The sequence below is a fragment of the Kitasatospora sp. NPDC058190 genome, assembly GCF_042883685.1.
In the GTDB taxonomy this organism is placed as follows: Bacteria; Actinomycetota; Actinomycetes; order Streptomycetales; family Streptomycetaceae; genus Kitasatospora.
Window position 1 is genome coordinate 34,012 of the sequence record NZ_JBHVVI010000056.1, and the last position, 25,848, is coordinate 59,859.

The window sequence follows — 25,848 nt, forward strand, 5'->3', positions numbered from 1 at the left end:
CGAAGGTCCCCGGATCCGGTGGCCTCTGCGAGAATCGGCCGCGACTTCGGCGATGAGGAGGGGCCCGTGAGCGGCGAGACGGTGCGGTCACGGATGCCGCAACTGCGGTTGGACGAGCTGTTGGAGGAGCTTCAGGCGCGGATCGACGCGGCCCGGGGCACCCGGGACCGGGTGCACAGCCTGCTGGAGGCGGTGTTGTCGGTCGGCCGGGAGCTGGATCTGACGCAGGTGCTGCGCAGGATCGTGGAGGCGGCGGCGGTCCTGGTGGACGCCCGCTACGCGGCGCTCGGGGTGATCGGGCCGGACGGGGAGACGCTGTCGCAGTTCCTCACGGTGGGCCTGTCGGAGGAGGAGATAGCCCGGATCGGCCCGTACCCGACCGGGCGGGGCCTGCTGGGCGAGCTGATCCGCCACCCGGCGCCGCTGCGGCTGGAAGACCTGTCCGCGCACCCCTCGTCGTTCGGGTGCCCGGCGCACCACCCCGTGATGCGGACCTTCCTGGGCGTGCCGGTGCGCGTGCGCGAGGAGGTCTTCGGCAACCTCTATCTGACCGACAAGCAGGGCGGCGAGCAGTTCGATGCCGATGACGAGGCGGTGATCTCGACGCTGGCCGTGGCCGCCGGGGTGGCAATCGAGAACGCCCGGCTGTACGAGGAGGCCCGGCGCCAGCAGCACTGGCTGAGCGCGAGCGGGGAGATCACCCGCGCCCTGCTGTCGGGAGGTTCCCGTTCGGAGGTGCTGGAGCTGATCGCGCAGCGGGCGCGGGAGATCACCGGCGCGGACCTGGCCGACGTCTCCGTGCCGATGGCGGGGACCGGCACGGTGCGGGTGGAGCTGGCGTTGGGCGGGGACGTCGACGGCCGGGCGGGATTGGTGGTGCCGCTGGAGGGGTCGCTGTCGGGTGCGGCCTGCGCCTCGGGGGTGCCGGTGACCACGGCGGACCTGGCCGGTGATCCCCGGCTGTCCGCCGAGCCGCGCCGGTTCGCCGGGCTCGGACCGGCGGTCGCGGTCCCACTGGGCCGGGCCGAGGGACAGATCGACGGTGTGCTGCTGTTGGCGAGGGAGGCCGGCCGGCCCGAGTTCACCGACCGGGAGATCGGCCCGCTGCTGGGCTTCGCCGACCAGGCCGCGCTGGCCCTGGAACTGGCGGAACGCCGCCGCGACGTCGAGCAGCTGGCGATGCTGGAGGACCGTGACCGGATCGCCCGCGACCTGCACGACCTGGCCATCCAGCGACTGTTCGCCACGGGGATGACGCTGCAGAGCGCGGCCCGGGTCATCGACCATCCCGGCGCCTCGGACCGGGTGCTGCGTGCGGTGGGGGACCTGGACGAGACCATCAAGATCATCAGGTCGACGATCTTCGGCCTGCGGGCGCGGGAGGAGAAGGGCGGCCAGGGCCTGCGGTCGCGCGTGGTGCGAGTGGCCGAGGAGGCGCAGGCCGCGCTGGGCTTCCCGCCCAGGCTGAGCATGGAGGGCCTACTCGACACGGACGTGCCCACGGAGGTGGCCGACCATGTGGTGGCGGTCCTGGGAGAGGCGCTGAGCAACGCGGCCCGGCACGCGCGGGCAGGGCGGGTCGAGGTGGTGCTGCAGGCGACCGGGGCGCGGGTGGTGCTCACGGTGCGGGACGACGGGGTGGGCATCCCGGAACAGGGACGGCGCAGCGGGCTGCGCAACCTCGCGGAGCGGGCCGAGACCCTGGGGGGCGTTTTCGACCTGGCCTCTCCGGCGAGCGGCGGCACCAGGTTGTCCTGGTCGGTGCCGCTGGAACACTGACCCGGCCTCTCGGCACCGCGTTCGTCGTGCCGTCCGCCGGCTGGAGGCGGTGATCCGGTCAGCGTTGGACCAGGCGGGTCGGCGGGAACAGGCGGCCGCTCACCAGCTCGGGAAGGATGCGGACGGTGACCGTGTCGGTCGGACCGGTTGCCGTCCGGTCGGGTGTGACGTCGACGCGGCCGAGGACAGTCACGCTCCAGCCGGTGCCGTCTGCCGCGTCGAGCTCCCCGGCCTCGAAGGCCACCAGCGCGCCGGAGACCGCTCGGACCAGCTCGGAACCGGCGATGGCGCTCAGCAGCACGCTGCCGTCGGCGCCGATCCTGTACTGGGTGGGTTGAACGGCGGGCAGGGCACCGACGGTGTAGACGACCCGGCCGACCGAGAGGCCCGCGAGGAGCCGTCGGCACTCTCGCCCGTCCAGCGGCGTGGTGTCAGGTGTCATGGCATCGATGGTGTCGCCGCATCGGGCGGCGGGGGAGGGGTCGTTGGTCCCCGGCGAGGATGCCGACCGGACCTGGTCGGTGGGGCCGGTGTCCCGGGTGGCCGGTTCAGCGGCCGGGCCGACCGGTCGGCTTCCCGTGGGTGGCCAGGGTCTGGGTGGCGATCAGGGCGGCTTGGACGCGCCGTTCCACGCCGAGTTTGGCCAGCAGGCGGGAGATGTGGTTCTTGACGGTCTTCTCGGCGAGGTAGAGCCGCTGGCCGATCTGGCGGTTGGTGAGTCCCTCGCCGACCAGGGCGAGGACGTCCCGCTCGCGTTCGGTGAGCTGGGGCAGGTCGGAGCTCTGTTCGGTGACGGCGTCGCCGCGCAGGCGGGCCATCAGCCGGGTGGCGGCGCCGGGGTCGAGCATCGACTGGCCGGAGGCGACCGTTCGTACGGCGGAGACCAGGTCGGTGCCGCTGATCTGCTTGAGGACGTAGCCGGCGGCCCCGGCCATGATGGCGTCCAGGAGGGCCTCCTCGTCGTCGAACGAGGTGAGGATCAGGCAGACCAGTTCGGGCATGCGGGAGCGCAGTTCGCGGCAGACCGTCACGCCGTCGCCGTCCGGCAGCCGCATGTCGAGGATGGCGACATCGGGTCGGAGCGCGGGGACCCGGGCGAGGGCCTGCTCGACGGTGGCGGCTTCGCCGATCACCTGGAGGTCCGGCTCGGCGTCCAGCAGGTCGTGCACGCCCCGGCGGACCACCTCGTGGTCGTCCAGCAGGAACACCGTCACTGAGCCGCTCGTCCCGGCCGCCGGACTCTCCGTCATCACCGCTCCAACCCCGTGGGCCCGCCCTGGTGGCAGGCCGAGTGAAACCTCCGCGAAGTCTGGCGTGACCGGGGGCGGTTTCGATAGGGCCGTCCGGCCCTACCTCGTCCGGGACACCGGAGCGGCCAGGGACAGGGCGGGCGAAGCGAGGAGCGCGGGATCCGGTACGTGACACGGCGGCCTCCTCGGACACCGAGGGGGTCAGGGTGCTCCGCCGGCCGACCGGCGGGACCGGCAGGCGTCGCGGCGTGGGGAAGCCGGCCGGCCCGTGGCCGACGCGCAGCAGCATCTGGGGCGCGCAGTGGTGCGGGAGCCCGGCCGCCGCGCGCGCCCGTTACCGGTGGTGTCGGGTCGGTCCGGCACGGTCTTCCTTTCGGGGGAGCCGGCTGGGGGAGGGGGAACCGTGCTGTCGTGTCCGGTCAGCCGTGATGGTTGCCGCGCGGGGCACGGCCGCTCCACACGGGCTCCGACCGGGCCCAGGACCGCGTCCACGCCCGGTCGGCCCGGTGGTCGAGGGCACGCAGCCTCGCGCAGAGCCCCGCGGAGGCGAGAACGCTGAGCAGGCCGAAGAGGAACAGGCCCAGGAACACGGCGTCGGCCACGAGGTCGGCGGTGCTCGGGGGTGCGGTGGCCGGGCGTCCGTTCTGGTCGACCCAGATCCTGACGACGGCGCCGGGCCCGGTGGTCCGGGGGACGTCGATGCTGCCGGTGTTGCGCTGGTTGCCGGGGTAGGTCCAGGCCGCGTCGGCGCGATAGACGGCCTTCCCTCCGACGACGGTGGATTCCGCCTTCCGGACGGAGCCCTGGACCGAGGCTTCGACTCGGTGCAGGCGGGCGGCCGTGGCCTCGGCCTGCCGCCGGCCGTCCGCGAGGTGGATGACGGCGGCCCCGGTGCCGAGGAGTGCCGCGAGCGCGATCCCGAGGGCGGTGAGCACCACCGCCCGGCTCCGGGCCCGGTCGAGGGCACGGCCGAGCGGATTGCGCTCCAGACCGAGAGCCCGGCGCAGGTGGCCGCACGGCGGTGCGGGCGGGCTGTCGGGCCGGGCGGGGCGGTGGGTGCTGGCCACGGTGGTGCTCCTTGTCGCTGCTCGGGTGGGCGATGGCGAGGGGTGTGCACGGCTCACGGGTGGGGGACCACGACGACCGGGGCGGCGCAGTGGTGCAGAACGGCGTGGGCCACCGAATCTCCCGCCCGGGCGCCAGGCGGGAGAAGGGACCGAAGGGACCGGCCGCTGGGCCGGTGGTCCTGGTCACGACAGCGGTGGTCCCGGTCGCGAGAGCGGCGGGCCGTGCGCCCGGGGTGCGGTACCTCCCCGTGTCGACCGCGACGGGTCGGGGCCGGGCCCCGGTGGTCCCGGTCCGGGCCGGGACCACCGGGCGGGCGGACCGGGACCGCGGGCACGGGGGACAGGGACCGTCGGCCCCTGGGGCGGAGCCGCTCGGCGGACCGAGGATCTTCATCGGCGAGCGATGGGCAAGACCCCCGCCCCCGACTTCCACTCTGACCGAGGAGCACCCTCATGTCCGCACCAGACCACTCGGATCGACGGGCCGCCGCAGCGGCCCCGGGGCAACGGAGAACCGACACACGCTTCGGGCTGCCCGCCGCGACCGCGCTGGTCGTCGGCAGCATCATCGGGACGGGGGTGTTCGCCCTGCCGTCCGCGCTCGCCCCCTACGGGCCGATCGCCCTGGTGGCGTTCGTCGCCGTGACCGTCGGCGCCCTCGCGCTGGCGGTGGTATTCGGGAGGCTGTCCGAGCGGGTGCCGGGCAGCGGTGGCCCGTACGTCTACGCCCGGGAGGCGTTCGGCGAGTTCGCCGGGTTCCTGACCGCCTGGTCGTACTGGATCACCGCCTGGGCGGGCAACGCGGCCATCGCGGTGGCCTGGGTCGGTTACGTCGAGGTGTTCGTCAACAGGGGCCACCACACCTGGGCGTCGATCACGATCGCGCTGGCCGGGCTCTGGCTGCCCGCGGCCGTCAACCTGACGGGCGTGCGGAGCATCGGAGCCTTCCAGGTGGTCACCACCGTCCTGAAGTTCCTGCCGCTGGGCTTCATGGCGACCGCCGGACTACTGTTCGTCAAGTCCGGCAACTTCGGGGCCTTCAACGCGAGCGGAGGGTCGGCCCTCGGCGCCGTCTCGGCGGCGGGCGCCATCGCCCTGTTCAGCTACATCGGGCTGGAGACCGCCTCGGTCGCCGCCGGCCGGGTCCGGGACCCGAAGCGCAACGTGCCCCGGGCGACCGTCTACGGCACGCTGGCCTGCGCCGTGATCTACCTGCTCGGCACCCTGGCCGTCTTCGGCACCGTCCCGCACGCCCGGCTCACGGGCTCCACCGCACCGTTCACCGACGCCTTCAACACCATCGCCGGCGGCACCTGGGCCGGGAACCTGGTCGCCGCCGCCGCGATCGTCTCCGGCCTCGGGGCACTCAACGGCTGGACGCTGATCTGCGCCGAGATGCCGCTCGCAGCGGCCCGCGACGGACTGTTCCCCTCCGCCTTCGCCAAGGTCCGGGGACAGGGCCGGGTACCCGTCTTCGGCATCGTCTCGGCCACCCTGCTGGCATCGCTGCTCACCGTGGTCAGCTACACGCAGTTCACCACGGTTTTCACCGAGATCGTGCTGCTGAGCGTCCTGACCGCCGTCATCCCCTACCTGGTGTCCGCGGCCGCCCAGCTGCTCTGGCTGGTGCAGCACGGCCGCGCCGAGCTCGACCGGCGGCGCCTGGCCCGGGACGTCACCGTCACCGTCCTCGCCCTGGTGTTCTCCTACTGGTCGATCCAGGGCAGCGGCTACCAGACCGTCTACTACGGCTTGTTCACCGTCCTGCTCGGCATCCCGGTCTACATCTGGCTCAAGCGTGAGCGGAGCGGGAGCGCCACGGCCCCGGCGGCACCCTCCGGCCCCGGCACGGCCGACCCCGCGCCACCGGCCCACACGTCCGCCCCCGCACCGGTGGCCCACCCCGCCCGCACGTCCCACCCCGTCGGCCTGCCGACGATCATCCTCCGCGCCCTGCGCCCGCGGCACCAGCACTGAGAACAAGGAGCACCACCGATGAACACCCCGCGTGTCGACTCCGAAGCCGGCCGCCTGCGCCAGGTCATCCTGCACCGCCCCGGCCTCGAACTCGCCCGGCTCACCCCCCGCAACGTCGACGATCTCCTGTTCGACGACATCCTGTGGGCCAAGCGCGCCCGCGAGGAGCACGACGCCTTCGCCCAGGTGCTGCGCGACCACGGCGTCCGCGTCCACCACTACGCCGACCTGCTCGGCGAGACCCTCGCCCTGCCGCCGGCCCGGGCCTGGCTGCTCGGACAGATCGTCACCGAGGCCACCGTCGGTCCCGCCCTGGTCGACCCGGTCCGGGCACTGTGCGAGGACCTCGACGGCCCGACCCTCGCCGAGTACCTGATCGGCGGCGTCCTCAAGGACGACCTGCCGCTGAAGAGCCCGCACAGCCTGGTCTGGAGAGCGCTGGGGGAGCAGGACTTCGCCCTGCCGCCGCTTCCCAACCACCTCTTCCCGCGCGACAACTCCTGCTGGATCGGCGGGCGTTACAGCCTCAACCCGATGGCCCGCCCGGCCCGTCGCCGGGAGACCTTGCACACCGCGGCGATCTACCGTTACCACCCGCTGTTCGCCGAAACCGCGCCCCCGCTGCTGGACGGCACCGTCCAGGCCCCGGGCACCACCCTGGAAGGCGGCGACGTCCATGTCCTCGCCGAGGGCGTCGTGATGGTCGGGATGGGTGAGCGCACCACCCCGCAAGCCGTGGAGACCCTCGCCCGGCAGCTGTTCCTGACCGGCGCCGCGTACCGGCTGATCGCCGTCCGGCTGCCCGAGAGCCGCGCCTTCATGCACCTGGACACCGTTCTGACGATGATCGACCGGGACACCTTCGCCGCCTACCCGGGCCTCGCCGACCGGCTGCGCTCCTGGACCCTGACACCTGCCCCCGAGCGCCCTGCCGGCTTCGACGTCCACCCCGACGCCGACCTCGCCACCTCGCTCGCCGAGGCCCTCGGCCTGGACAAGGTGCGCTTCCTCTCGGCCGAGCAGGACGTGCGTGCCGCCGAGCGCGAACAGTGGGACGACGGCAGCAACTTCCTCGCCCTCGAACCCGGCGTCGTCGTCGGCTACGAGCGCAACACCACTACCAACACCTACCTGCGCAAGCAGGGCGTCGAGATCGTCACCATCGCCGGATCCGAGCTCGGCCGGGGCCGCGGCGGCCCGCGCTGCATGAGCTGTCCGATCCAGCGCGACCCCGCCAACTGACCACCTCCACAAAGGAGAAGCCACCATGACCACCGACCTGCGCGGCCGCCACTACCTGGACGAATTCGACTTCACCGCCGCCGAGATCCACCACCTGCTCGACCTCGCCGCCGAGCTGAAGGCCGCGAAGCGGGCCGGCACCGAGACGCCCCGGCTCACCGGCCGCCGCCTCGCGCTGATCTTCGAGAAGAACTCCACCCGCACCCGCTGCGCCTTCGAGGTCGCCGCCGCCGACCAGGGCGCCACCACCACCTACCTCGGCCCGGACAGCTCCCACATCGGCCACAAGGAGAGCGTCGCCGACACCGCCCGCGTCCTCGGCCGGATGTACGACGCCATCCAGTACCGCGGCTTCGACCAGGGGACCGTGACGGAACTCGCCCGCCGCGCCGGCGTACCGGTCTACAACGGTCTCACCGACGCCTGCCACCCCACCCAGAGCCTGTGCGACGTCTTCACGATGCGCGAGCACAGCGGGAAGCCGCTGGAGGAGATCTCCTTCTGCTACCTCGGCGACGCCCGCAACAACACCGCCAACTCCCTGATGGCCATGGGCAGCCTGCTCGGCATGGACGTCCGGATCGCCGCGCCGCGCGCACTGTGGCCGCAGCCGGAGCGCGTCGCCGCGTGCCGGGCGCTCGCGCTGGACAGCGGGGCCCGCCTGACCGTCACCGAGGACGTGACCCAGGCCGTGCAGGGAGCCGACTACCTCTACACCGACGTGTGGGTCTCGATGGGCGAGGACCACGACCACTGGCCCGACCGCATCGCGCAGTTGCTGCCGTACCAGGTCAACGCCAAGACCCTCGCCGCGACCGGCAACCCGGGTACGGCCTTCCTGCACTGCCTCCCGGCCCTGCACGACACCCGCACCGACCTCGGCGCCGAACTCGCCGCCCGCCACGGGCTCGACGGCCTCGAAGTCACCGACGAGGTCTTCGAGTCGCCCGCCTCGCTGGTGTTCGACCAGGCCGAGAACCGCATGCACACCATCAAGGCGATCCTGGTCGCCACCCTGGGGAGGGACTGACCGTGCGCATCGTCGCCGCCCTCGGCGGAAACGCCCTGCTCCAGCGGGGCGAACGCCCGGACGCCGAGGTTCAGTTGCACCATGTCCACCAGGCGGCCCGCTCGCTCGCCGAGCTCGTCGAGGCCGGGCACGAGGTGGTGATCACCCACGGCAACGGCCCGCAGATCGGCCTGCTCGCCGTCGAGAGCGAGTCCGACCCGGCCCTCACCGCGCCGTACCCGCTGGACGTCCTCGGCGCCCAGACCCAGGGCATGATCGGCACCCTGCTCGCCCGGGAACTGATGAACCGGCTCCCCGGCCGGGAGGTCGCCGCCCTCATCACCCACACCGAGGTCGACCCGCACGACCCGGCGTTCACCCACCCCACCAAGTTCATCGGCCAGCAACTCGGCGCGCAGCAGGCAGAGACCCTGGAGCGCGAGCGCGGCTGGACCACCGCGCCGGACGGCGCGCACCGCCGCCGCGTCGTCCCGTCGCCCGAACCACGGGTGGTGCTCGAAGCGCCCCTCGTCCGCCGCCTGCTGGCCGGCGGAGCGGTGGTGATCTGCGGGGGCGGCGGGGGCGTTCCGGTCGTCCGTGACCGCGACACCGGCCTGTTCCGGGGAGCCGAGGCCGTCGTCGACAAGGACCTCACCGCAGCCCTCCTCGCCGAGCAGCTCGACGCCGACGCTCTGCTGATCCTCACCGATGTCACGCACGTGTTCACCCGCTACGGCACCGCCCACCCCCGCCCGCTGGTGACCGCCACACCCGAGCGCCTGCGCGCGCTGGACCTGCCCGAGGGCTCGATGCGGCCCAAGGCCGAGGCGGCCGCCGCGTTCGCGGAAAGGACCGGAGGCCTGGCCGCCATCGGCCCGCTCGACAACGCCCTCGGCACCGTCCTGGGCACCACGGGGACCACCGTCCGTGCCGCCCTGAACGGCGGGGAGAAGGGCCCCAGGGTCCTGCCGACGGGACGTCCGGCCGACGACGGTGCCGCCCGGCACCCGGCAGTCTGAAACCACATCCGAAAGGCAGGGCTCCTGATGAACCGTCCGCACACGCCGATCGCCCACGACATCCAGGTCGAGACCCGGGGCGAGGTGTCCCTCGCCGCGCCGGACTACGCCAAGGCGAAGCTGCTGGCCGTCGTCGAGCGGCAGCACGAGCCGGTGCTCGCGGCCAGGGTGAAGCTCACCCAGGAGAGCAACCACGCAGTCGTCAAGCCCGCCATCGCCCAGGCCGTGGTGGATCTCAACGGCCGCCCGGTCCGGGCCCAGGTGGCGGCCGCGACCATGCAGGAGGCCGTCGACCTGCTCCAGGACCGGCTGACTCGCCGGCTCGCCCGGGTGCGGCAGCACCGCGACTCCCACCGTCACCACGCCCCGGCCGGCCTCGGCGCGTGGAACGAGGAGGAGGCCCGCGAGCACTGCCCGCACCGGCGCGGCCTTGCGCCGGAGGACCGGCGGATCGTGCGGCACAAGGCGTACAGCCTGCCCAGCCAGAGCGCTCGGGCCGCCGTGTTCGAGATGGAGGCCATGGACTACGACTTCCACCTGTTCACCGACGCCGCCACCGGCTGCGACAGCGTCGTCTACCGCGACGAGCACGCCGACGGGCACCACCTGGCCACCGCCGGGCCCGCCGGCGAACCGGAACCGGGGCTCATCGTGAGCACCGCCGGGGTGCCGGAACTGGCGGTGGCCGAGGCGGTGTCGAGGCTCGACCTCACCGGATTGCCGTTCGTCTTCTTCACCGACACCGCCACCGGACGGGGCAACGTCCTCTACCACCGCTACGACGGCCACTACGGCCTCATCACACCCGCGCAGTAGCGGCTGGAGGAACCGCGCCGAGGACGTGGAGCCGGGGACGGTGGTGCCGTCCCCGGCTCGCGCCGTGCCGGAACCCGGAGCAAGGACCCGGCGCCGGCCGTACGGACCGCTCGCCCCGGGGAGGCGCCGCAGTCGGCTGTCGGGCCCTCACCAGGCACATCCACCACCGCCGGCACCCCGCCGGACCGTACGGGGACAGGAGGAAAGGCGGGGGCCCCACGCCTTCGTGGGGCCCCCGCCTGCGAGGGGGGTATCCGGTCAGTCGTGCGGCACGACCGCGACCGGTGCCTGCGCGTGGTGCAGTACGGCGTGCGCGACCGGGCCGAGCCGCAGGCCGACGTGGTGCGGGCGCCGCCGGCGGCTCCCAGCCGTGGACGGTGCGCAGGACGGCTCCGCGCCGGGCGGCCTCGCGGAAGGCGAACTCGACGACCTCCGGGGAGGGACCGCGGGTGTCGACGCCGACGACCACCTCGGGCCGATCGGGGCCGCCGGGCCGCTCGGACTCCCCGGCGCACCGATCGGCAGGCTCCGCCAGCCGTCGTCTTCGGCGGGCGCCGGCCCAGGGCCGGGCAGCCCGGGAACGCAGGGCCACAGGTCCTGTCCGTCCGGTCCCGACGTGCCCCGACCGGCCCTGTACGCCATCGCGTCCCTGCGGTGACGATGGTGCCGAGCGCGGCTGCCGGGTGCCGCGCCCGACGACCAGAGGAGACCTCAGCCATGTCCGTCACCCCGTCCCCTGCGCCCGCAGCCCTCTCCGGCCAGGAGATCCAGGAGCTGGACGCGCACTGGCGGGCCGCCAACTACCTGGCGGTCGGCCAGATCTACCTGATGGCCAACCCACTGCTGCGCGAGCCGCTGCGGCCCGAACACATCAAGCCCCGCCTGCTCGGCCACTGGGGCACCTCACCCGGCCTCAACCTGGTGCACACCCACCTGAACCGGATCGTCAAACAGTGGGACCTGGACGCGATCTGCGTCTGGGGCCCGGGCCACGGCGGACCCGCCGTCCTCGCCAACTCCTGGCTGGAGGGCAGCTACACCGAGACCTACCCCGACGTCGCCCGGGACGCCGAGGGCATGGCGAAGCTGTTCAGGCAGTTCTCCTTCCCCGGCGGCGTGCCCAGCCACGTCGCCCCCGAGACCCCGGGCTCGATCCACGAGGGCGGCGAACTCGGCTACGCGCTCTCCCACGCCTACGGCGCGGCCCTGGACAACCCCGGCCTGCTGGTGGCCTGCGTGATCGGCGACGGCGAGGCCGAGACCGGCCCGCTCGCCGCCTCCTGGCACAGCAACAAGTTCCTCGACCCCGTGCACGACGGCGCCGTCCTGCCGATCCTGCACCTGAACGGCTACAAGATCGCCAACCCGACCGTCCTCGCCCGCCTGCCCGAGGACGAACTCGACGCCCTGCTGCGCGGCTACAGGCACGACCCCCTGTACGTGTCCGGGCAGGACCCGCTGGCGGTCCACCAAGCCATGGCCGCCGCCCTGGACACCGCAGTGGAGAGGATCGCCGTGATCCAGCGGGCCGCCCGGGAAGACGGCGCCACCGGGCGACCCGCCTGGCCGATGATCGTGCTGCGCACCCCCAAGGGCTGGACCGGCCCGGCCCAGGTCGACGGCGTCCCCGTCGAGGGCACCTGGCGCGCCCACCAGGTGCCGCTGGACCAGGTCCGCGACAACCCCGCCCACCTCGCCCAACTGGAAACCTGGCTGCGCTCCTACCGGCCCGAGGAACTGTTCGACACCGTCGGCCGTCCGGTGCCCGGGGTGCTCGCCCACGTCCCCGACGGCCCCCGCCGCCTGGGTGCCAACCCGCACACCAACGGCGGCCTCCTGCTGCGCGACCTGCCGCTGCCTCCCCTGGAGCGCTACGCCGTACCCGTGGACAAGCCCGGCGCCACGCTGCACGAGCCCACCCGGATCCTCGGCGACCTCCTCGAACACGTGATGGCCGCGACCGCCGAACGCCGCGACTTCCGCCTCGTCGGCCCCGACGAGACCGCCTCCAACCGCCTCCAGGCCGTCTACGCAGCCACCGGCAAGGCATGGCAGGCCGATACCCTGCCCACCGACGAACACCTCGCCCACGACGGCCGGGTGATGGAGATCCTCTCCGAACACACCTGCCAGGGCTGGCTGGAGGGCTACCTCCTCACCGGACGGCACGGCCTCTTCTCCTGCTACGAGGCGTTCGTCCACATCGTCGACTCGATGGTCAACCAGCACATCAAGTGGCTGCGCACCACCCGGCGGATCCCCTGGCGCGCCCCCATCGCCTCGCTCAACTACCTGCTCACCTCCCACGTCTGGCGCCAGGACCACAACGGCTTCTCCCACCAGGACCCGGGCTTCGTCGACCACGTTCTGAACAAGAGCCCCGAGGCCGTGCGGGTCTACTTCCCGCCGGACGCCAACACCCTGCTCGTCACCGCCGACCACGTCCTGCGCAGCCGCGACTACGTCAACGTCGTGGTCGCCGGCAAGCAGCCCTGCTTCGACTGGCTCACCTTGGACGAGGCCCGCGTCCACTGCGCCCGCGGCGCCGGCATCTGGGAGTGGGCCGGCACCGACGACGGCACCCGCGAACCGGACGTCGTCCTCGCCTGCGCCGGCGACGTCCCCACCCAGGAGGTGATCGCCGCGGCCGGCCTGCTCCGCCACCATCTGCCGGACCTGGCGGTGCGGGTGGTGAACGTGGTCGACCTGGCCCGGCTGATGCCCGCCGAGGAGCATCCGCACGGGATGCCCGACGCCGAGTTCGACGCCCTGTTCACCCGCGACAGGCCGGTCATCTTCGCCTACCACGGCTACCCGTGGCTGATCCACCGTCTGGCCTACCGCCGGGCCGTCCACCCGCAGCTGCACGTGCGCGGGTACAAGGAGTCCGGCACCACCACCACGCCCTTCGACATGGTGGTCCGCAACGACCTCGACCGCTACCGCCTGGTCATGGACGTCATCGACCGCACCCCCGGCCTCGCCGTACGGGCGGCCGCCGTCCGGCAGCGGATGGCCGACCAGCGCGCCCGACACCACGACTGGATCCGCGAACACGGCACCGACCTCCCCGAGGTCGCAGACTGGACCCAGGGTTCCTGACCGAGGGTGGGGGGGCCGTCATCGAGGAGACAACCACCGCGGACCTGCCCGTCACCGTCGGCGTCGACACCTCCGAGGCGAGCCTGGCGGCCGCGGACTGGGCCGCGCGCGAGGCGCTGCCGCGCGGCCGACCGCTGCGCGTCCTGCACGCCCTGCCCCTGATGCCCCACCCGCTGCCCGGTCGGACGGCAGGCCTTCCGTCCGACCGGGGCGGCCTGCTGCACGAGGTGCAGCACATCCTCGCCGTGCGCCACCCCGGAGTGCTCCTCCACACCGAGGAGATCCAGGACGTCGCCACGTCGGCGCTCCGCGCCGCCGCCGAGGACGCCGAACACGGCGGCAAGGTCTAGCAGTAGCAGTAGCAGTAGCAGTAGCAGTAGCAGTAGCAGTAGCAGTAGCAGTAGCGGTCGGTCGCTCCTTCCTGACTGGGGGGGGCCGGCGTGTGGGTCGTCCGCTGCGGTTCGGTCGGTGCGGCACCTGCTCCGCGCTGGAGATCGGCCACCTGATCGGTACCGATCAGGACCCCGTGCGCTGGTCAGAGTTGAAGGTGAACGTCTCCGAGCATTCAGCGCATTCAGCGGTGCGGCCCTCGTGACTCCGAGCGCTCGTCGCCCAGGGACTCGGTCGTCCCGGCTCAGGCGTCCGGGTGGGCCAACCAGCGCAGCGCGCCGATACTCGGCAGGAAGAAGTACTCGCCGCCACGGGTGATGACGAAGCGTTCGACGCCGTGCAGGCGGCGTCGGACGGGTCGCTGAGGGATCGTGAAAATGCCGGTGCCGTCGTTGTCGCCCGTGAGCAGATCCTTCTCCTGATCGAGGCCGGCGAAGTTGCCGTCGTTGAGCCACTGCGACTTCACGAATTCGAACTGCCGGTCGAGGTGTGTGCCGATGAAGACGAACACGATGCCGCGGTCGGCGCCGTCGTCCGTCAGGACGCCCTGCGGCAGCGGCGGCCCGTAGTTGGTGCCCCGTCGGATCATGCGGTGCAGGTGGACGTCGCCGATGATCTCCGAGTCGCGCGGATTGGCTCGCCTGGCGTGGGCGCCGTGCGGGCAGATCGCGCCGTGCGGATCGGCCTCCTGGTAGTGGAAGTCGTTGTTGCGCTGCGCGTCCGCCCCCAGGGCCGGGTCATCGCGCTCGGATGCCAGGATCAACGGGGCGCCGCTCGGCCAGCGACCCACGATCTTCGCGGCGAGCAGCTCCTCCTCGTCCGGGCTGCCGGCGTTGTCGTGGAGATACCTCCGGAAGGCGGCGACCCGCGTGTGGAGCTTCCGCCAGGCCACGAACGTGCCGTTGCGGCCCAGCACCTCCGGCTCCGGCATCGGCGGCAGATTGCCGGTCTGGTCCGGGTAGCCCAGTACGAACTCGCCCGCCTTGAGCGCCGGACCCCAGGCAGGGGGCATGGCCGCCCCGCTGCCTTCGATCGTCGGGTTGCCGATGCCGTCCTTGTATCCGAAGCTGGTGCGGCCCGTGGACAGCTGGTAGAAGTCCTGCCGATGGACGACCTGGATCCCGGGAAGCCGCGCGTGGGCCTGGCGGGCTCGTTCGAGGACGACCGCGAGCGACTCCTGGTCGGCGGCGAGGAGGGACAGCACGACGTGCACCTGGCCGTTGCCGAAGGGCGGCTCCCAGTGCGCGGGTGCGCTCTCGCCCGTATCACCCAGGAACTCGGCGCGGGCAGCCATACCCTGCCGAAACTCCGCGGGGAAACTGTTCAGCGAGGCCGGCGGCACCTCGAGCGCTTCGAGCCCCCGATACGTCAGCCCGACGTTGAGGAGTGCCGGAAAGGTGGGCTGCCACCAGTCGGCGGCGGAGTCGACCAGCTCGGCCAGGCGTCCCATCAACTGCCGGCCGGTCCCGGAATCGGCCACCCGCAGCAGGATGTACATGCCGACATACGGTGAGGGCCGGTCGCGCAGCACGATGCCTTGGATCTCGTCCAGTTGCAGCCGCGGGCCCTCGGCCACCGTCATGTCGTCCTCCCGGTCAGGCATCGGCAGAGGTGGTACCGGGCGCCGGCGCGATCGGCCCCGTCCGACACTGACACATCGCGTGATCCACCAGCATGTGGGCGCGCGGGGTCGGGCGAAACTCGAGATTGCGCAGCGCGAGCCGAAGTGCTCGCTGCGGATCGCCACCGACGGTCAGCCAGAACTCGGCCGCGTGATCGGCGTACGCCTCGGGGTGGCGCGCCAGCAAGTCCTCGTACCGCTCGGCCGCGTGGGCACGCCAGAACCGCGCCTCCGCCGCCGCCCCGGCCTCGCCCAGGACACTGGCCAGCCGGGCCGCACAGTCGGGATCGTCGCCTGCCGCCGCCCGACGCAGCCGCCCGATCGCCGCGCCCGCCCTGCCCTCGGCGGCATCGACATCGGCGAGGTGCCTCTGCGCCGGTACGTAGGCCGGCAACCGGCGGGCCGCCGACTCCAGCAGGCTGCGCGCTCTTCGCAGGTCGCCCTGGGCCAGCCACATCTGCCCGCACCGGCACTCGAGCACCGCGAGCGGAAACGGACTGACCCCGCGGTGCGCGCGTCGCGCCGCCAGCAGCCAGGTCTCGGCCGCGACCGTCCTTCCGCGCTCGGCATGCCAGCCGGCCAGGGCCGCCAGAGCGCTGAAGTCGGGCCGCATCGCCAGCGCCCGTCGATGCAGCGCGAGTGCCTCGTCGTAGCGCCCGACCGCCTGATGAACGGCGGCGCGCTCCGCGTCCAGGCTTCGCCCGTCGAGCCCCAGAGCGGCCGCCGCGTCGAGCTCGGCCAGCGCCGCGGGGAAGCGGTGGAAGAAGGCGGCCGCCCTGGCGCACGCCAGATGGGAGAGGGGATCACGCGGCGCCAGGTCGACGAACGCCTCCGCCAGCGTCGCGGCGCGCTCGCTCTCGTCGATGCGGCCCAGTACGTGCCCGCGCAGGGCGGTCAGCTCCACCAGCTCGCCCCACCCGGCACCGGTCAGGCTTCCCCGGCTCGCCTGCGACGTCAGGCCCTCGATGCGCGCATCGAGGTTTCCCATCGCGATCGCGCCTGCCGTGGTGACCGGCCAGCTGTCACCATCGAGCCGCGACCGCGACCCGCCGCCCGCACGGCCGTCCGCCGGGAGGCCGCTCATCGGCTTGTGGCGACCGTCGGGACGGAATAGGGCGCGGGCGGGTCGGGGTTGGGCGGTGCCAGGTACGGGAACTCGCGGGAGGCCGGCACGGTCGCCCCATCGACGCCGTCGCTGATCCGCGGGCCGCGGCCGGCGTTGATGAGCAGCGTGTACAGCGTGTCGAAGCCGTCATCGTTGAGCGACCTGCCGCCACAGGTCGTGTGTGCCCGTCCCTCCAACAGCGCCCGCTCGATCTCGAGGTAGCTGTCCTCGGCGTACGACTTGGCGACGTCCACGACCAGGAAGTCGGCGAGGAACAGCTCCGTCAGCGGATGCGTCCCGTCCGGCTGCGTCGACCAGTCGAGCCTGCCGTCGAGACCGTCGAAAAAGACCAGGTTGGCGTTGAGTCGTGAGCGATAGGCACTCACGTAGGTCGGAGCCAACTCGAACGGGTCCTCCTCGTTGTAGAGATCGCGGAGCTCCACCACCGTGTTGCCGGGGTCGACCCCGTTCTCCGACAGGAGGACGTTCTTCATCTCCAAGCGGCCGAGCCGTTCGAGGCGCATGGGGTAGGGGCCGGCGGTTACGGTTTCCGCCGCCACGGCGAACACGGTGCCCGAGGCCGACCCGAGTACCGTGGCAACGTCGAGCTCGACGACGATCGTCAGAACGTCGGCGCCTTCCAGCGCGTTGCTGCCTTTCGGCAGGAACGCGAGCCGCCGAGCCGCGCGTGTCTCCACCTCCTTGCCCACGTCCATGAAGAACGGGTCCAGCCGCACTCCGGCGTAGATGCGAACGCCAGAGCCGTGGCCGCCCCGCTCGCCGTCCACCTCGAAGGAAACCGACTCCCCGCTCGGGAGCACGCAGGTTCCCCGCTGGACCGGTGCATCATCGGCGTCGGGCTCGGTCGGTGCCGAGAACGTGCAGGTGAACGCGTATTCGTCGGTGCCGACGCCGAAGAGCGAGTCGGAGTGTTCCGAGGGGATCCTCGCGGGACGTACGCGGAGGCGATAGTCGGCGGCGTCGGAGAACAGGGCCCCGGGCCGGGCGTTGGGGAAGACATTCATGACCAGGACGAGCCGGCCCGGCCGGGTGGGGCTGGGAAAGGCATAGAGGTCGGTGAGATCGATGGCCGGATCGGCCAGGGCCCGGGGGCCGGAAAGGTGGTCGGACACGACGCTGTGACCTCCTGTGCGCATCCCGGCGCCGGCGACCCGCGCGCCGTTGCCGGGTCACTCGGTGATCCCCAGGTATCACGGCTCCGGCCGAAGCACTCCGCGCGGGAGACAACCACCGGGGACTCCCCTCCCACGACCGGAAGCCGTGAGCCACTAGCCGGCTGCGGCATCCAGCAACATGTCGAACGCCTGGGTGACCTTCTGTGCCTTGGCGGTGTCCTGGACCGTCATGGTCGGATTGGACGCGTACCACATGTCGGCTTCCACGATCCGAGACGTCAGCCACTCGCTGAAGTGAGGGTCGGTCGACCCGGGCCAGCCCTCGACGACGTCGGTGAACATCTCGTCGAACCACGGTGCGGCGTTGGCAATGATGTCCGCGAGGTACGGCTTGAAGCCACCGTCATAAGTGACGGCCGCGATGACCTGGGTGTCGTTGTTGATGAAGACCACGCGGAAGTCGTGGACGGTGCCAACGAGCCGCTCGTAGTACCAGGCATCGGCCTGGTACTTGGAGGCGTCCTGGCGATACCTGGCTGCCCCGCCCGGCTTGACATCGAAGAGCACGGTGATTTCCGCTATGTCCCCGGCCCGCTTCCCGACACCCTCGGGCTGCCTGACCACGGTTGGAATCTCGGCCGTCCCGGTCGCCGGCGATTTCTGCGTCGTCATGGCCTCGTCTCCCCTTGGATCTCGGGGTGGTTGGTCTGGAATCTCCTCTTGGCTCATCCGTAGAGGCTGAGCCCCCTCCGGGATCGTTCTCAGACCCAGCCTAGTGGGCCGAGCACCGACCGTCCTGACGACTGTCGCGGTCAGTGGCGATCTACCGTGGTACGTCGTCGGCGAGCTGGAGACCATCCTGCGGTGCTCTCCCGAGGTGCGGAGATCGGCCGTCCAGTTCATCCAGGCCAGCGCCGAGCCTCGCCGCGACCACGACCCGCACCGGACTGCGCGTCACTGCGGGACTCGACACCGGCGCCTGTCCGCCCGGAGTCGCCATCGGCGACGCGGAGATGGCCGCCCTGCCGCTCGCCCAGCACACCTTCCACGGCGACTGGAACGATGTCCTGCACCCGGGCATCGTCGTCGCACTCGCCGCCACCCCACCCGCCGCCCTCAAATCGCTCCAGAGCCGCGTCATGAACCAAAGCCACCGGCCGACCAGCAAGATCAAATCAACGTGTTAATGATCTGCAAGTCCTTGGTTCGGTGGTTCCCTATTTTTGCATGTTGTCCTCGGCGGCGTCGACGATCAGATTTTTGACCGCCTCCGGCTGTGAGACAAGGGACACGTGGGAGGAATCGATCTCCACTGCCTTTCGGGCATTCGCCCGCTTTGCTTCGAATCGCTCCAGGCTCGGATTGATCGCCCGGTCCTGCTTGCCGACAAGGACGTAAACGGGCTTGTTCCGCCACGCGGCGCCGGTGAGGTTGTCCGTGAACGCCGACAACGCGATCGGTCGCTGTGTGGCTGCCAGAACGGCGGCCTGACTCGTGGGCAGATCCTCGGCGAAGACCCGGTGCAGTCTGTCCGGCTGTACATACACGTCCGTGCCAGTAGTGCCGTCGCCATTGCGGAATGGCACCTGCTTCAAAGCCGTGGTGAGTTCGGGGGGAGCGAACTTCGCCGAGAGACTGGAGAACGACTCTCCCACATCGGGCATGATCGCGTTGATGTACACGAGGGCCTTGACGTTGTCGTTTCCGACGGCAGCCTGCGAGATCACCTCTCCGCCATAGGAATGACCAACCAAAACGATCGGTCCCTTGACGGAATCCAGGAAACTCGCGAGGTAGGTCGAGTCCTGGGGAATGCCGCGGAGGGGGTTGGCCGGTGCGGCCACCCCGTAGCCGTTCTTCTGGAGCCGTTCCACGACGCCGTTCCAGCTCGACGCGTCGGCGAAGGCACCGTGTACGAGCACGATGGTGGGCTTCTCCCCGCCGGGATCACCGCTCGGACCACCGGCCAGCGCCGTTACGGCCGCCAGGGCGGAGATGGTTCCCGATAGCGCCAGAAATGCCGCACCCCAACGGACGATGTTCACGTTGCGGCGCGACGCGAAGGATATTCGCATGTCACTCCTTCGGTGCGAGGGCGTCAGGCGACACCCGGGATTCCAGAGTCGAGGACACCAGTCGGCTCGTCTCCGTGTACGGGCCATCCGAGTGAACGCACCCCAGCGGCCCGGAGGCCTCCACCCTCCAGAGCACCCACGACCAGAACCGACTCGCACGGTTTGCATCACTCATCTCCCGCGCCCGGTGCAGACAGGAGGGCCGGTAGTAGTGGCTCTTGAGCATTGCGCTCTCGTGCGCTGCCAATACCCGATTGGCCCAATTGGATTGCCGACCCTAGCGGAATGCGTCGATCATAATCGTGCAACGCTCCCGGGCCAGAATGCTTCGCCGCTACCCCGAGAGGGAGCGTCCTTGCGCATGTCAGTCAGTGCGTAAGTTTCTGGGCCTGCCCTCAGCGAACGGTCGGAACTCCGACTACTGCGGACGAAAAACGTGAAAGGAAGCGCCCGGTATGGCGAATGCGGAACTCAGGAAGGTCCTTATCACGGGAGCGGGCACCGGCTTCGGGTTCGAAGTCGCCATGCGCCTGGCCGAGAAGGGCTTCGACGTCATCGCCGGGGTGGAGATCTACGCCCAGGTGCAGACACTGAAGTGGCAGGCGGTCGAGCGCGGAGTCAAGCTTCAGGTCGAAAAGCTCGACGTCACGAACGACGGTGACCGTCGCAAGGCCCTCAACTGGGGTGTGGAAATCCTCGTAAACAATGCCGGTGTCGGCGAAGGCGGCTCCACAGTTGACATTCCCGAGTCGAACATTCGGCACCAGTTCGAGGTCAACGTCACCGGGCCTCTGGTCCTTACCCAGGGGATCGCCAAGCAGATGATCAAGCGCGGGGCAGGCCGCATCGTCTGGGTTTCTTCGCGGGAGGGCCTGAACGTCAACCCGTTCACCGGCATCTACTCCGCCTCCAAGCACGCAGTCGAGGCCATCGCCGAGACGATGGCCTACGAGCTGCAGGAGCACAAAATCGAAGTCGCCACGGTCAACCCTGGGCCCTTCTTGACCGGGTTCAACGACCGCATGTTCCAGACCTGGGAGAGCTGGGAGGACGACCCGTCCCAGCGGCTCTTTGACTACTCCAAGCTCTCCTTCCCCCGCGCGCAGTTCGACCCTGAAGCGGTCTATGCGACCTTGACGGCCGTCGCTGCCGGCGAGGTCGACAGCTACCGCAATTTGGAGCCCAAGTCGATGCTTGAAGAAACCAAGAATCTTCAGGAGGTTCCGTGGGAGCGCAAGATCACGGACGGCCTCGGGACCCGGCATCCGTCCATCCAGAATTCCTATGAAATGAAGCCGGAGACTCCTGTCGCCAAGTGACCCCCACTCCCCGGGTGATCGCGAGCAGAAGAGAATTTTAGTTTGCGCCGGCGGTCGCGCACCGCCCATTCTCCCCTGCTGCGTGCGCGCTCGCACCCGGGGGTGGCCGGGTTATGAAAAGCAACAGCACTCACGAAACGCCGAAATGACATCAATGCCTGTCAAGCCGACCGTTCCGCAAGATCGCTATCGCGACCGCGGCACCGCGTACACTCTTCCGGTGCCTGAATTCGGCTCGCCCCAGGTGGTGGCCGAACTGTTCCGGGGCCCTCGGAGGCTCTGACCTCGTTGTCCCAGCGTCGAGGTCGGCCGATCGTGTGCCCATGATGGCGCGTTGATCCCTATTCTGGTGGGCGGGGCAGGGCATCCGACAACGTGGCGGATCGTCGGATCAGTCACGGTCTGCGATGCCATGGAGTTCTCGACGCTTCGTGATTTCGCTCGAGGACCATGCCTTCCGTCACATCATCACCGGTCCGTCTGCTCTTGACCGACTCCGCAAACGAGTCCCGCCGGATCGCGACCTCAACCGCTTTCGCTGGTATCAGATTCCTCCAACCTTCAGAGGCACTCTCTCATGGCCAGGATCCTTTTCGTGATGACCGGAGCAAGCTACTGGACGCTCAGGGGCGGTCACCGGCACCCGACCGGGTACTGGGCTGAGGAGTTCACAAGTCCGTACAGCGTGTTCACCGGGGCCGGCCACGAGGTCACCATCGCCACCCCGGGCGGTGTCGTACCCGTCTGCGACACCATGAGCCTGCGACCCCGCTTCACAGGGGGAGAAGATGCATCTGTGAAGCAGGAAGGCATCATCGAGGAGGCCGAGCAGCTTCGCCACGCCATTCCGATCAAGAACGTGGACCTCCATGACTACGACGCGGTCTACTACCCAGGAGGCCACGGCCCCATGGAGGACCTCTGGTGCGACGCTGATTCCGGGCTGCTACTGAGGAGGGCCCTCGCGTCCGGCAAACCACTCGGCCTCGTCTGCCATGCCCCGGCGGCACTGCTCGCCACCCGGGACGAGAAGGGCGACACGCCGTTTTCCAACTACCGCGTCACCGGTTTCACGAACGACGAGGAGGCGGGCGTCGGCTTCGCCGACAAGGCCAAGTGGCTTATGGAGGACGAGGTCAGAAGCCTTCCCGCAGACTACTCGCGCGGCCCGGTGTGGGAGTCGTACACGGTGGTTGACCGCAACCTGTACACCGGACAGAATCCGGCGTCCTCCGGCCCCCTGGCTACGATCATGCTCAAAAGCCTCTCGTAGGCACGGCACCAATCGCGTTGCCGCGCGCTGGCACCTGTGCGCACCTGCGCACCTGCGACCCGGGGTAGGCCTGGCAGTCGGGCAGCGGCGGACGGGTCGCCACCGCCTGTCGGTCGAGGCCGCAGGCGGCGGCCAGCGCGGGCAGGGTCCGCAGCGCAGCGCTCTCGCCCTCCGCCAGGGTGGCGAACCACGCCCCGAGCGGCTGGTCGGCGCAGCGGGTGGCGAGCGGCAGCAGGCTGCGCCGGTCGGAGGCGATGATCCGGTGCTGCTGGGCGGCGAGTTCACCCACCGCCGTGAGCGGGGCGGTGCCCTCGGTGAGCGCCGCGACCAACGCGGGGGTGGTGTCGCCGGGGGCCAGATCGGCACGCAGCTGCTCGATCTGGTCGAGGATCGGGTGGTTCGCCGCTGCCTCCGGGGGCGGTTCGGTCCGGTGCCCATCCCTACCGCCTGGCGCCGCCCGGGCGGCCGCGACAGGCCGGGAGCGTCGGACGGCCGACGTTCCCGGCCTCGTTGGGCGTGGTGGTCGGGCTCCGGCGCGGGGCCCGGGCCGGCTCCGGGGCTCGGGCGTGGGCCGGCTTCGCGACGGAGGACGTGGTCAGACGCCGGCGCAGGCCTTGGTCAGCTCGCCGGCGGCGTCGCCGATCGGCCCGAAGTCGGGCTGCTTGCCCTTGGAGACGGCGTCCTCGGCATCGCCGGCGGCCTTGGACAGCTTGTCGGCGGCCGCGTCGACCTTGCCACCGCCGTCGTGCCGGATCTTCCCGGCATCGTCGACGATCTTCTTGAGAGCCGCGACGGTGTGCTTGCGCCGACTGTCGTCGGTGATCTGGCCGACGTTGAGGGCCGAGTCGGTGAGGTCCTGGACATCGCCGGTGAGACTGATCGCCCGCTTTCCGCAGTCGAGTGCCTGGTCGGCGTTCTTGCACGCGGTGAACAACGGGGCCGCCGCGAGCAGTGCGACTGCGGCGACGACGAGGCGGTACGGCTTCTGTGTCATGTCTGTATCCCTCCCGTTCTCAAGAACGCCCGGCCGTCGTACGGCGGTTCCGGCGGGGCGGGTGAACGGTCGGCGACGCTCGGGCCGATGAGCAATGGTGATGTCCCGTCAGTTCACCGTCTCTCTCCGGACGACCTGCGGGACGACTGCGGGTCGACCTGCGGGCCGAGCTGCGCCGCGCAGGCCTGCCAGGCGGCGGTGGGCAGCAAGTCGCGGACACGGAAGAAGAGTTGGTAAAGGCTCGGCCCGTAGCGGTCGGCCAGCTCGGGGTTGTGGGCGAGTACGTCGAGCTCGTTGGCGACCGTGATGACCAGGATTTCGATCGGCCTATCCGGTGAGGCGATCGTACAGGCGGGAGACAACAAGGAGAAGTGCTCGCGGTATGGCGAGGTACACGGTTGCGGCGGTGCCAGGCTGAGGCCCAGGAGTCTCTACCGATCTTGCTGAAGGAGGTAGAGGAAGCCGCTGACCTGTGGATATGTCGTGCGATGGCCGCCTTCCACCACGTGTCGGTGATTGTGATGGCACACATGCCCGCTTGCTCCGAGGGAGGGGTGTCGGTGGTCGGCCGGTCGCCTCAGTTGTTCGGCACCGGACGGCAGCGGCTACTCGTGTTTCACCATGTCCGGCAGCATGTCGTCGGATCGATGCTGACTTTTCGCTGACTTCTGTGACTGGTCACCGCGTTGAACGGTGTGGCCCCGTCGACATGCCGAGCTCCGGGCAGAGGGCAACGCCAGGCAACGTCGGAGGCTTCGCTCATTGAGCTCCGGCCCCGACGGGCGGCCGACCGTCGGGGCCGAACAGGGCTGGGGCACCTTGTGGAAGATCGCCGTCACCCCGGACGCTTCCGCAGTGCCGCGCTGGGGAGCGAACTTCTCCGCCGACACCCCGACCGAGATCGTCAAGTCCGTCACGACCGAACTCGCCCACATGTACCGCGCGAACGACGCCACCTGGCTCGACGAGCGCCCCGCCGGCCCCCTGGAATGGATCGCACCCTACGCCGCAGCCGGATGGACCCCCCAGGGCGTGGACCGTGGTCGACTCACGCTGCGCTCGCCGGACGGCCTGGCGAGCATCGCCTACCGCCGAGCCGGCCTCCTGCATGCCGACGAGTCCGAACAAGCAGGCCAGGATGGACGGTTCACCATCGGAACCGTCAAGTCGGCAGGCTGGTACGGGAGGTTCAGCGGCGGCACGCCCACCCGCATCCTTCAAGCCGCATCCACGGCGATGCTCGACGCCACACCCGTCGTGCGCTACCGGGACGCGCTCGACTACTACGCCAAGCAGACGGCCACGATCACCGATCACCCAGCCCACCCCCAGCCCCCTGGACATTCAGCGGAACGCAGCTCGGCTTCGCTCGATCTCCGGACCAACCCTGAGCAGGCCTCTGGCCGCGTCGTCGAGCGTCGTGTGGGCCTCCAACACGCATGCTTCCAGGCGTCGTTGAAGCAACATGGCTCCAGGTGGACCACCGGTGACCGGAACGCCCCCAAGGGCATCACCATGACCTACACGATCACCCACACGCCGACCGGGCACACGGTCGCGATCGTCCCCCGCCAAACTCGCGCTCACCCTTCTGCAGAAGCACGCGTTCACCGGTCCGGAGGCCAGCAACGGGGCAGCCATGCGACTGCGACCTCCCGTGCACTTCGACGAGGTGATCACATATGTCAGAGCCCCTCGGCCAGTGCGACTGTTTGGTTCGGCCGGAATCTGCTGGTACAGCGGATGGTCACCGGGCCGGGCGCCGCGCATCTGGACGCGGTGGTGCTGGCGTCGCTGGGGCCGGCGCGCTCCGGTCCAGGAGGTGGCCGGAGCGGGCGACGGCGGCCTTGACCTGCGCCTCGCGGTCCGGGGCGGGGAAGCCGATCCTCGGTGTGACGTGCGCGGCCAGCGCTGGCAGCGACCCGTCAACGGCTCGTACGGCGTGGGCCCACGCCTCCCGGTTGCGCAGGTCCTCGGCGCGCCGCCGTGCTTGGTCGGCCTCAGGGTGGGTACCGGCGATGCTGGCCGTCGCCGTCTGCCAGCCGTTCCGGATCTCCTGGAGCCGGGTGAGGGCGCCCTCGGTGACGTAGAGCCGCCGAAGGTCGGGCCCGATGACCGGGTCCATATGGTCCTCGATGGTGGCGGCTGCCCGGATGCCGGCCACGACGTGCGGACCGTGGTCGATCAGCGTCTCGATGTCGCGCCAAGCCGCTCGGTTGCGTGCCGCCTCGGACTCGAAGCTGCCGATCTCGCCATGGTGGCCGTACGGCCAGTCGGGGGCCGGGATCCAGGCGGTGGTCAGGTCCTGGATGTGATTGGTGGCATAGGTGACGAATCCCGTGCGTTCGTGCCAGACCGTCTGCTGGTAGCGCGGTGCGAGGCTCCCCGTGATCTCGGACGCGACCGTCGCCGGGGTCGCGTCGGCGGTAAACGTTAGGGGGACCGGCGGTTTCACCGCTCCGATCGTGTACGCGAAGCCGTCGGGAACGAGGGCGCCGACGAGGAGCGGGGCGTCCTCGCTGACTTGGACGGCGAGCAGCTTCTCCCCCCGCGGCCCGGTGAGCGACAGCGCGATGTGCGAGCGGCGGCGATGTTCCAGGGCGGCGTGCCCCAGCCCCAGGTCTGCTCCCGCAGTTCGGCAAGGTCCCTGCCGGGGCTGACCGGGCAAGGCTGG

The 25,848-nt window shown here is 70.8% G+C and carries 24 protein-coding genes and 1 pseudogene; 12 read left to right on the top strand and 13 right to left on the bottom strand.

Features of this window, described 5'->3' with window-relative positions; genetic code table 11:
- Positions 1-93 precede the first annotated feature (93 nt).
- Entirely contained in the window at positions 94-1,779 is a 1,686-nt protein-coding gene (locus ACFVWU_RS24495) for a GAF domain-containing protein (protein ID WP_387624783.1), read from the top strand.
- Positions 1,780-1,837: 58 nt separating this feature from the next.
- Here the strand turns inward: ACFVWU_RS24495 and ACFVWU_RS24500 are convergent, their stop codons facing one another.
- The 3 genes from ACFVWU_RS24500 to ACFVWU_RS24510 all read right to left on the bottom strand — a co-directional run bounded on the left by ACFVWU_RS24500 (position 1,838) and on the right by ACFVWU_RS24510 (position 4,096).
- Complete coding sequence (locus tag ACFVWU_RS24500) at positions 1,838-2,221, bottom strand: pyridoxamine 5'-phosphate oxidase family protein (protein WP_387624723.1); 384 nt, start codon at positions 2,219-2,221, stop codon at positions 1,838-1,840.
- A gap of 106 nt (positions 2,222-2,327) precedes the next feature.
- On the bottom strand, positions 2,328-3,029 hold the full coding sequence (locus ACFVWU_RS24505) for a response regulator (protein WP_387624725.1): 702 nt from the start codon (positions 3,027-3,029) through the stop codon (positions 2,328-2,330).
- Between the two features lie 419 nt (positions 3,030-3,448).
- Complete coding sequence (locus ACFVWU_RS24510) at positions 3,449-4,096, bottom strand: hypothetical protein (protein ID WP_387624728.1); 648 nt, start codon at positions 4,094-4,096, stop codon at positions 3,449-3,451.
- A gap of 453 nt (positions 4,097-4,549) precedes the next feature.
- On the opposite strand from ACFVWU_RS24510, the gene ACFVWU_RS24515 reads away from it, so the two are divergent.
- The 5 genes from ACFVWU_RS24515 to ACFVWU_RS24535 are packed head-to-tail and all read left to right on the top strand — an operon-like array spanning position 4,550 to position 10,159.
- Positions 4,550-6,073: an amino acid permease gene (locus ACFVWU_RS24515; RefSeq protein ID WP_387624730.1), complete on the top strand. Its 1,524-nt coding sequence runs from the start codon at positions 4,550-4,552 to the stop codon at positions 6,071-6,073.
- An 18-nt stretch (positions 6,074-6,091) separates the two neighbouring features.
- Positions 6,092-7,315, top strand: coding sequence for an arginine deiminase (locus ACFVWU_RS24520; RefSeq protein WP_387624733.1), 1,224 nt, complete (start codon positions 6,092-6,094; stop codon positions 7,313-7,315).
- A gap of 25 nt (positions 7,316-7,340) precedes the next feature.
- Complete coding sequence (gene argF / locus ACFVWU_RS24525; RefSeq protein ID WP_387624736.1) at positions 7,341-8,345, top strand: ornithine carbamoyltransferase; 1,005 nt, start codon at positions 7,341-7,343, stop codon at positions 8,343-8,345.
- Positions 8,346-8,347: 2 nt separating this feature from the next.
- On the top strand, positions 8,348-9,343 hold the full coding sequence (locus ACFVWU_RS24530; protein WP_387624739.1) for a carbamate kinase: 996 nt from the start codon (positions 8,348-8,350) through the stop codon (positions 9,341-9,343).
- Positions 9,344-9,370: 27 nt separating this feature from the next.
- On the top strand, positions 9,371-10,159 hold the full coding sequence (locus tag ACFVWU_RS24535) for an HPF/RaiA family ribosome-associated protein (RefSeq protein WP_387624742.1): 789 nt from the start codon (positions 9,371-9,373) through the stop codon (positions 10,157-10,159).
- On the opposite strand, the gene ACFVWU_RS24540 is transcribed toward ACFVWU_RS24535, so the two are convergent.
- The gene (locus ACFVWU_RS24540; RefSeq protein ID WP_387624745.1) at positions 10,143-10,751 is read right to left on the bottom strand and encodes a universal stress protein; all 609 of its coding nucleotides are present in this window, start codon (positions 10,749-10,751) and stop codon (positions 10,143-10,145) included. The genes ACFVWU_RS24535 and ACFVWU_RS24540 overlap by 17 nt on opposite strands.
- A 125-nt stretch (positions 10,752-10,876) precedes the next feature.
- Between ACFVWU_RS24540 and ACFVWU_RS24545 the strand changes: the two genes are divergently transcribed.
- Together ACFVWU_RS24545 and ACFVWU_RS24550 are read left to right on the top strand one after the other, a co-directional pair.
- Complete coding sequence (locus ACFVWU_RS24545) at positions 10,877-13,261, top strand: phosphoketolase (protein WP_387624748.1); 2,385 nt, start codon at positions 10,877-10,879, stop codon at positions 13,259-13,261.
- A gap of 44 nt (positions 13,262-13,305) precedes the next feature.
- Positions 13,306-13,611, top strand: a complete 306-nt coding sequence (locus ACFVWU_RS24550; RefSeq protein WP_387624786.1) for a universal stress protein — start codon at positions 13,306-13,308, stop codon at positions 13,609-13,611.
- A gap of 284 nt (positions 13,612-13,895) precedes the next feature.
- Here the strand turns inward: ACFVWU_RS24550 and ACFVWU_RS24555 are convergent, their stop codons facing one another.
- From ACFVWU_RS24555 to ACFVWU_RS24570, 4 genes are all read right to left on the bottom strand, one after another.
- Positions 13,896-15,233, bottom strand: a complete 1,338-nt coding sequence (locus ACFVWU_RS24555) for a Dyp-type peroxidase (RefSeq protein ID WP_387624750.1) — start codon at positions 15,231-15,233, stop codon at positions 13,896-13,898.
- 13 nt (positions 15,234-15,246) lie between these two features.
- Entirely contained in the window at positions 15,247-16,356 is a 1,110-nt protein-coding gene (locus ACFVWU_RS24560; protein ID WP_387624753.1) for a tetratricopeptide repeat protein, read from the bottom strand.
- The gene (locus tag ACFVWU_RS24565) at positions 16,353-17,510 is read right to left on the bottom strand and encodes a DUF4331 family protein (protein ID WP_387624755.1); all 1,158 of its coding nucleotides are present in this window, start codon (positions 17,508-17,510) and stop codon (positions 16,353-16,355) included. Before ACFVWU_RS24565 ends, ACFVWU_RS24560 begins: the two co-directional genes overlap by 4 nt.
- A 156-nt stretch (positions 17,511-17,666) precedes the next feature.
- Positions 17,667-18,185, bottom strand: coding sequence for a hypothetical protein (locus ACFVWU_RS24570; RefSeq protein ID WP_387624758.1), 519 nt, complete (start codon positions 18,183-18,185; stop codon positions 17,667-17,669).
- A gap of 245 nt (positions 18,186-18,430) precedes the next feature.
- Between ACFVWU_RS24570 and ACFVWU_RS24575 the strand changes: the two are divergent.
- Positions 18,431-18,589, top strand: a pseudogene (locus ACFVWU_RS24575) (ISAzo13 family transposase); the annotation flags it as partial.
- Positions 18,590-18,730: 141 nt separating this feature from the next.
- Here the strand turns inward: ACFVWU_RS24575 and ACFVWU_RS24580 are convergent.
- Positions 18,731-19,588, bottom strand: a complete 858-nt coding sequence (locus ACFVWU_RS24580; RefSeq protein ID WP_387624760.1) for an alpha/beta fold hydrolase — start codon at positions 19,586-19,588, stop codon at positions 18,731-18,733.
- Positions 19,589-20,043: 455 nt separating this feature from the next.
- Here ACFVWU_RS24580 and ACFVWU_RS24585 point away from each other — a divergent pair, with 455 nt between their 5' ends.
- Together ACFVWU_RS24585 and ACFVWU_RS24590 are read left to right on the top strand one after the other, a co-directional pair.
- Complete coding sequence (locus ACFVWU_RS24585) at positions 20,044-20,907, top strand: SDR family oxidoreductase (protein ID WP_387624763.1); 864 nt, start codon at positions 20,044-20,046, stop codon at positions 20,905-20,907.
- A gap of 577 nt (positions 20,908-21,484) precedes the next feature.
- Positions 21,485-22,180 (top strand): type 1 glutamine amidotransferase domain-containing protein, encoded by a 696-nt coding sequence (locus ACFVWU_RS24590; protein ID WP_387624766.1) that lies wholly within the window; start codon positions 21,485-21,487, stop codon positions 22,178-22,180.
- Here ACFVWU_RS24590 and ACFVWU_RS24595 read toward each other — a convergent pair.
- From ACFVWU_RS24595 to ACFVWU_RS24605, 3 genes are all read right to left on the bottom strand, one after another.
- Positions 22,164-22,511 (bottom strand): hypothetical protein, encoded by a 348-nt coding sequence (locus tag ACFVWU_RS24595; protein WP_387624769.1) that lies wholly within the window; start codon positions 22,509-22,511, stop codon positions 22,164-22,166. The two genes, ACFVWU_RS24590 and ACFVWU_RS24595, sit on opposite strands and share 17 nt — an antisense overlap.
- Before the next feature lie 264 nt (positions 22,512-22,775).
- Positions 22,776-23,174, bottom strand: coding sequence for a hypothetical protein (locus ACFVWU_RS24600; RefSeq protein WP_387624772.1), 399 nt, complete (start codon positions 23,172-23,174; stop codon positions 22,776-22,778).
- Positions 23,175-23,287: 113 nt separating this feature from the next.
- On the bottom strand, positions 23,288-23,539 hold the full coding sequence (locus ACFVWU_RS24605; RefSeq protein WP_387624775.1) for a hypothetical protein: 252 nt from the start codon (positions 23,537-23,539) through the stop codon (positions 23,288-23,290).
- Between the two features lie 397 nt (positions 23,540-23,936).
- Here ACFVWU_RS24605 and ACFVWU_RS24610 point away from each other — a divergent pair, with 397 nt between their 5' ends.
- Positions 23,937-25,025 (top strand): DUF317 domain-containing protein, encoded by a 1,089-nt coding sequence (locus tag ACFVWU_RS24610; protein ID WP_387624778.1) that lies wholly within the window; start codon positions 23,937-23,939, stop codon positions 25,023-25,025.
- Here the strand turns inward: ACFVWU_RS24610 and ACFVWU_RS24615 are convergent.
- On the bottom strand, positions 24,922-25,848 hold a 927-nt coding region (locus ACFVWU_RS24615; protein WP_387624781.1), incomplete at its 5' end, for a hypothetical protein. The genes ACFVWU_RS24610 and ACFVWU_RS24615 overlap by 104 nt on opposite strands.